Genomic DNA, 6,319 nt, shown 5'->3' on the forward strand with positions numbered 1-6,319 from the left:
GCGCGGTGCCACCGGTGGCCGTGATCTGCAGGTTGGCCGAGCCGTTCAGCGCGGTGGACTGGTTGCCCGGGTTGGTGACGGTGACGCCGCCGCTGCCGGCCGGCCTGGTGAGGAGGCAGCCGCTGACGTTGAGGTCGATGACGCGGCCGGCGCCGAGGCAGGTGGTGAACCAGTAGGTCTCCTCGCCGTAACTCTGGCCCTGGGTCACCGTGGTGGTGCCGTCGGCCGCCACCTCGCACGGGTTGTTGAGCGTGCACATCGCACCGTCGTCGTTACCGGTGTTGTTGATGCCGACGACCTTCCTGGTGGCGGCGTCGACGATCGGCGAACCGGAGGTGCCGTGGGTGGTGTTGCAGCCGGAGCTGTAGCGGATCGAGTCGTGCCAGGTCCACTGGTCCTCGCGCAGGGTGCCGACGAAGCCGTTGATGGAGCAGTTCCACGTCTGCTTCCAGTACGAGGACGGTATGAACATCGAGGAGCCGTCGACCGGGTGGGTGTCACTGATCGTCAGCGCGGTCGCACCGTACTTGGTGCCGATGGACGCGAAGGTGTCGGTCAGCTGGTACAGGGCGACGTCGGTGCCCGTCATGGTCGCGTAGAGCACCTTGTCCGCCTGGACGGTGCCGAGCGACGCACCGGATGCGCCGAGCAGCGTGCCGCTCCGGCTGGCGCTGGTGTTCTGGATGACCTGGCCGGCGGACGGCATCGTCGGCAGGCAGTGGCCGTTGGTGAGCATCAGAGCCCGGTCGGTGTCGACCGAGGAGGGGTAACGCACCAGTGACGCCGAGCAGTTGCTCAGCGCGATGGTGGAGGTCAGATCGCCGGCCTGCACCGCCTGAGCGGCCTGGGCGGGGGCGGCGGCGCAGGTCAGCGCACCCGCGACCACCACGCCGGCACCGGCTACGGCGACAAGTCTCCTGAACATGGCTCTCCTTGTGGGGGATTGGCGGGGCGCACGATCGGTCACGGACGCCCGCGCCGCACGAAAATGCCATGGCCACTTCAATAGAGCAACCGTTCAGACAGAACTCGCGGCCGAAATTCCGCACCTGCGGACCCCGGAGGCCGGCCGCTCACGGGCCGTCACCTTCAGATACCCGCACCGCCGGTACCGACAACCCCGGCCCGGGAGAGTCGCGCCTCCCGGCCTTCGCCCCGCCGGGGCGCGTGGACGCGTCGCACAGCGCCTTCCCCACGGGCGCGCCCCGGTCGCCCCGGCCACCCCGACCCCAACCCCCGCTGCCGACAGGACACTCGGTGAACCGCTGGTACCGTCGACGGCGGACTCACGCGATGGATGGAGACGGTTCATGAGGCTGCTGCCGCTGGTGCTCCGCCGGCCGATGGAAGCGGTGTACGAGCGTCGCCTGGCCAGCACGCTGGCGGGCCTGCCGCGCCCGCAGCACGTCGGGATCATGCTCGACGGCAACCGGCGCTGGGCCCGGAAGGCCGGCCACGACGACGTCCGCGAGGGGTACCGGGCGGGCGGCGCCAAGGCGACGGAGTTCCTGGGCTGGTGCGCGGCGGCGGGGATCGGGCACGTGACGCTCTTCATGCTCTCCGACGACAACCTCGGCCGCCCCGCCGACGAACTCGGCCCGCTCATCGAGGTCATCGAGGAGACCGTCCGGGACATCTCCGCGACCGGCCGCCCCTGGGAGGTACAGGTGATCGGCTCGCTCGACCTGCTGCCCGGCGACACCGCCCGGGTGCTGAAGGAGGCGGCCGCCGGCACGGCCGGGCGCGGCGGACTGAAGGTCGACGTCGCCGTCGGCTACGGCGGCCGCCGCGAGATCGTCGACGCCGTGAAGAGCGCCTTCGAGGAGCACCTCGCGGCCGGCGGCGACCCGGTCGAGCTGGTCGGGCGGTTCGACGAGGAGCACATCTCCCGGCACCTCTACTCCTCGGCCGGGGACCGCACCGACTTCATCATCCGCACCTCGGGCGAGCAGCGGCTGTCGGGCTTCCTGCTCTGGCAGTCGGCCTACGCCGAGATGCACTGGGTGGACTGCTACTGGCCCGCCTTCCGCCGCGTCGACTTCCTGCGCGCGCTGCGCTCGTACGCGGGCCGCGAACGGCGCTTCGGCAAGTAGCGCGGAGGCGGGGCGACGGGGCGAGGTGACGGGCGGGGTGCGCGCCCGGTATCCCAGAGTTCGGGGATAGCCCGGAGATCACCTTCCGAAGAAGAATCGGTCCAGACCAATTCCTTCGGAAGGAAGTGTCGTCGATGGCCCATCCGCCCCGTTCCCTCACCGTCGCCGCGATCGCCGCCCCGGAGGAACGCAGGCCCCGCCGGCTGCCCCGACTCCTCGCCCTGCCCGTCGTCGTCCTCGCCCTCGCGCTCGGCCCGTTCGCCACCTCGGCCTCCGCCGCCGACCGTGAATTCCTTGACGACTACGCGCAGTTGACGCCGCTCCCCGCGCCCGTCACGCCGCCGGAGAAGTGCGTCCAGCGCCACGTCCAGCTGGAGGTCGGCACCTACGCCTGGAGCCTGCTGACGCCGGGCGGGAACTCCCCCGCCGAGGACGTCCAGCTTCCGACCGACGGGTACACCTGGAGGATGTGCCTGTCCCCCCGGATCGGCGCCTACAACGTGACGACCACCCTCACCCCCGACACCGCCGGTCGGCCCACCCGGTCGAAGAGCGCCCTGTTCGGGGTCGACTCAACCTACATCTACACCTGGGGCTCCCAGCTCTACCGCTGGAAGCCCGGCCCCTGAGCCACCCGTGCCGCGCCCCGGACAACGGGCGCGCGGCACCCCCGTGCACCCCGCAACGGTGCCCCCGAACGCGAAGGCCGGCCGTGGGCCCGCAACCACGGTCGGCCTTCGTCCTCCGCTCCACGGGGAATCTCCCCGCTCCCCTACCGTTCGTCAGCCCCTGGTACGGCCGCGCACCCGGTCCAGCGGACATCGTCCCGCGTCGCCGACCGGGCGGCTCGGCGGTCGTCGGCGCGGCCGGCCGGCAGGGCCCGAGGGCGCCCGTCAGAGGTCCGAGATCCGCACGCCCACCCGGGACATGCCCGGCCCGGCCGGAGCCACCTGGACGTCGATCTGCCAGTACTGCTCGTCACGCGGCTCCGAGCCCACCCGGGTCAGGTCCGGCGACGGCTCGTCGGCCACGCAGCCGGTGATCGAGACACCGGGGCGGGTCGCGGCCGGCAGGTGCGAGCGGACCAGGTAGCCCTTGGCCTCGGTCTCCGGCAGGTCGAAGCCGACGGTGAGGTCCCGCTCGGCCATGCCGTGCCCCGACTGGAAACGGACGTTCGCGGCCCCGTCCGGCAGGGTCAGGCCGAAGTGCGCCAGCGCGTCACCGAGTTCCACCGTGGACGGCGCGCAGGCCCGCGGGTCGTCCACGTGGTCGGGGTCGTCCCGCCACGGGCTGCTGAGCAGCCCGGCCCAGATGGCGAGGCAGCCGGCGACCACCGTGACACCCGCCGGCGCCGGCAGCCCGCACCTGACGAGCACACACCCCCAGCCCCGGCCCCGGCTCCCGGCCGCCTCCTCGTACGTCCCCGGCACGATGCCGACGACCACGTCCGCGGGCCCGTCCCCAACGCGCCCGCCCTCCGCCCGGATGCCATCCACCATCGCGGCAAGTCCCCCCTCGCCTTGAACCGGTTCGACATGATCGCACGGGGCGGACCGAGGCAGACGCGCGGAGGCCGCAGACCGGCTTGCCCGGTCTGCGGCCTCCGTCAGTCACTTCAGGACGACTTGACGCGCGTCTCCACCGGAGAGCGAAGACAGGTGAACCCCAACTCGGTGCCGTCGGCGTAGTCCCGACAGCGTCCCGGACCGCGACGGCGCCCGGCGTCCACTGCTGTGGGCCCGACTCGACCACCCGTGGATCCGCGTCAGTACCCGATGGGACCAGGAACCGCTCAGCCCTCTGTCGCAGGTCAGGCGGCAGATCGGTCAACTCCGAGACGATCACGCGAAGCTCTCGGCCGAGCTCCCGCAGCCGGCCGGCCCGTTCGTGTCGGCGTCGGGGCGTTACGGCGTCGGGAAGGTGTTCTCGTCGACGTCGCTGGTCTTGGCGTTGCCGCCGACGGTCGGCTGGAGGGTGATGGACCAGGAGGTGTAGGTGCGGCCGGTCTCGAACTCCAGGGTGTCGTCGAACTTGCTGAAGTCGCAGTTCTGGGTGAAGGCCTTCAGGTTGGAGTCCCAGTCGACGCCGCCGGAGAAGTAGATCTCGTAGGTGCCGTCCTCGATGCCCTCGATGGAGGCCTTCTTGCCCTTGCCGACGTAGACGGAGTGGATCGACTTGCCCTTCTGGGCGAGGGAGACCACGGCGTCCGCGCTGCCGCCGTTGTCCACCTTGAAGACGCCCGAGCCCCGGAGGCGGCCCTCGCGGACCATGGCGCCGTTGTCGAGGGAGCGGGTCTGGAGCTGCGGGAACTGCGGCGGGGCGAAGGTGGTCGGGTAGCCGGCGGCGGTCATCTGCGCCAGGGCGGCGGGGACGGCCTTGAGGCCCTCCGACTCGCCGATCCTGGCGAGGGCGGAGGGGACGGCGCAGAGGGTCTTCTTCTTGATGTCGGTGCGGACCTTGGTCAGGTCGGTGGCGAGTTGGGTGAGGGCCGTCACCAGCTGGCGCTGGGCGGTGGTGACGCTGGCCGGCTCGTCCGCGTAGCCCAGGCCGCTGCCGGCCGTGGTCGCCGCGCCGGCCACCTCCTGCAGGACGGTGGAGATGGCGTCGGTGGTCGTGGCCGAGGTGAGCTTGGCGAGCGCCGCGTTGACCGGGTCGACGTACCGGGCGAGCACCGGACCGTACGGCGGCCGTGTGGGCGTCGGGGTGGGCGTGGGCGTCGGGCTCGGCGACGAGGTGGCGGTGACGGCGCCGGTGGGCTGCTGGTCCGCCGTCGTGGTCGCGCCTCCGCCGGAGCAGGCCGCCAGCAGCAGCGCGGTGCCGGCCGCCAGGCCTGCCTTGGTGATGGACTTCATAACCGCCCCCGGTGAGCTCTCATGCGCGCAGCGTGCACGCCCCCGCCGACATGATCCCGAGCGGACGGGGCCCGGTCAACGGGGCGTGCAAGAGGCGTATGGGAGCGCGTGCGGGGCGCATACGCGGCGCACGGAACGCTCCTCGCCGTCAACTACGATCGGGCTCGTGCTCAGCCTTACGGGACTTCCGCTGCAGATCATCTCCTCCGTCCTCGCGATCGCCGCCTTCGCCGCCACGATGTGGCTCTGGCCGAGATTCGGCGGCCGGGGCTGGAAGCCCTGGGCCGGCCGGCTCGGCGCGTTCTTCGCCACCCAGATCGCGGTCCTGGTCGCGATGGGTCTGATCGCCAACGGCTACTTCGGTTTCTACAGCTCCTGGAGCGACCTGCTCGGCACCAACGGCAAGCCCGGCACGGTGGTCGACCACCAGCCCAGTGCCGCCCTCGCCGTCACGGCCGAGAAGAGCATGTACTCGGCGCAGGGCTCGGCCCGGGACCGCTCCGGACTGATCCAGGAGGTCGCCGTCAAAGGAGCCGCGAGCGGTCTGAGCAGCGACGCGTACGTCTACCTGCCCCCGCAGTACTTCCAGCCGGAGTACGCGCAGAAGCGGTTCCCGATGGCGCTGGTGCTGGCCGGCTACCCGGGCTCGGCGGAGAAGCTGATCTCGCTGATGCAGTACCCGGCGTCCACGCTGACCGCGATCGAGCAGAAGAAGCTGCCGCCGACCGTGCTCGTGCTGATGCGCCCGACGCTCTCCGGCAACCGCGACACCGAGTGCATGGACATCCCCGGCGGCCCGCAGGTGGAGACCTTCTTCACCAGCGACCTGCCCAAGGCGCTCGCCGCCACCTACCGACTCGGCTCCGACCCCTCCTCCCGGGCCGTGATCGGCAACTCCACCGGCGGCTACTGCGCGCTCAAGTTCGCGCTGCGCAAGCCGGACGCGTACCGCTCGGCGATCTCGCTCTCCGGCTACTACACCGCGCCGATCGACGAGACCACCGGCGATCTGTTCGGCGGCAACGCCCAGTTGAAGCAGGAGAACGACCTGGTGTGGCGGCTGAAGAACACCCCGGCCGCCCCCGTCTCGCTGCTGCTCGCCACCAGCTACGACGAGAACAACTACGCCGGCACCCAGGCCATGGTGGGGGCGTTCAAGGCACCGACCAAGCTGTCGACGATCACCCTGGACACCGGTGGGCACAACTTCCACACCTGGACCAGGGAGATCCCGCCGGCACTGGAGTGGCTGGGCCGCCACCTGACGGAGCCTCAGTCCGCCTAGGGCCAATGCCGGTGACTTTGTGGTCGGTGTCTCGTTGGTTGTGGTGTGGCGAGGGTGGGGCAGGTCAAGTCGCCTGCGGATGAGCGGAT

At 71.3% G+C, this 6,319-nt stretch carries 6 protein-coding genes; 3 read left to right on the forward strand and 3 right to left on the reverse strand.

Features of this window, described 5'->3' with window-relative positions:
• The coding region (locus tag ACIP82_RS37505) for a serine protease (protein WP_400660238.1) at window positions 1–925 on the reverse strand (925 nt) is incomplete at its 3' end.
• A gap of 385 nt (window positions 926–1,310) precedes the next feature.
• Here ACIP82_RS37505 and ACIP82_RS37510 point away from each other — a divergent pair.
• Window positions 1,311–2,093, forward strand: a complete 783-nt coding sequence (locus tag ACIP82_RS37510) for an isoprenyl transferase (RefSeq protein ID WP_400660241.1) — start codon at window positions 1,311–1,313, stop codon at window positions 2,091–2,093.
• 134 nt (window positions 2,094–2,227) lie between these two features.
• On the forward strand, window positions 2,228–2,722 hold the full coding sequence (locus ACIP82_RS37515) for a hypothetical protein (protein ID WP_400660243.1): 495 nt from the start codon (window positions 2,228–2,230) through the stop codon (window positions 2,720–2,722).
• Between the two features lie 264 nt (window positions 2,723–2,986).
• Here the strand turns inward: ACIP82_RS37515 and ACIP82_RS37520 are convergent, their stop codons facing one another.
• Window positions 2,987–3,592, reverse strand: coding sequence for a hypothetical protein (locus tag ACIP82_RS37520; RefSeq protein WP_400660245.1), 606 nt, complete (start codon window positions 3,590–3,592; stop codon window positions 2,987–2,989).
• A 405-nt stretch (window positions 3,593–3,997) separates the two neighbouring features.
• Window positions 3,998–4,945, reverse strand: coding sequence for a hypothetical protein (locus tag ACIP82_RS37525; protein WP_363615152.1), 948 nt, complete (start codon window positions 4,943–4,945; stop codon window positions 3,998–4,000).
• 166 nt (window positions 4,946–5,111) lie between these two features.
• On the opposite strand from ACIP82_RS37525, the gene ACIP82_RS37530 reads away from it, so the two are divergent.
• Window positions 5,112–6,230 carry an alpha/beta hydrolase gene (locus ACIP82_RS37530; RefSeq protein ID WP_400660247.1) on the forward strand — a complete coding sequence of 373 codons (1,119 nt, stop codon included), beginning with the start codon at window positions 5,112–5,114 and terminating at the stop codon, window positions 6,228–6,230.
• Window positions 6,231–6,319: the final 89 nt, after the last annotated feature.

It is taken from the genome of Kitasatospora sp. NPDC088548 (assembly GCF_044753005.1).
GTDB lineage: Bacteria > Actinomycetota > Actinomycetes > Streptomycetales > Streptomycetaceae > Kitasatospora.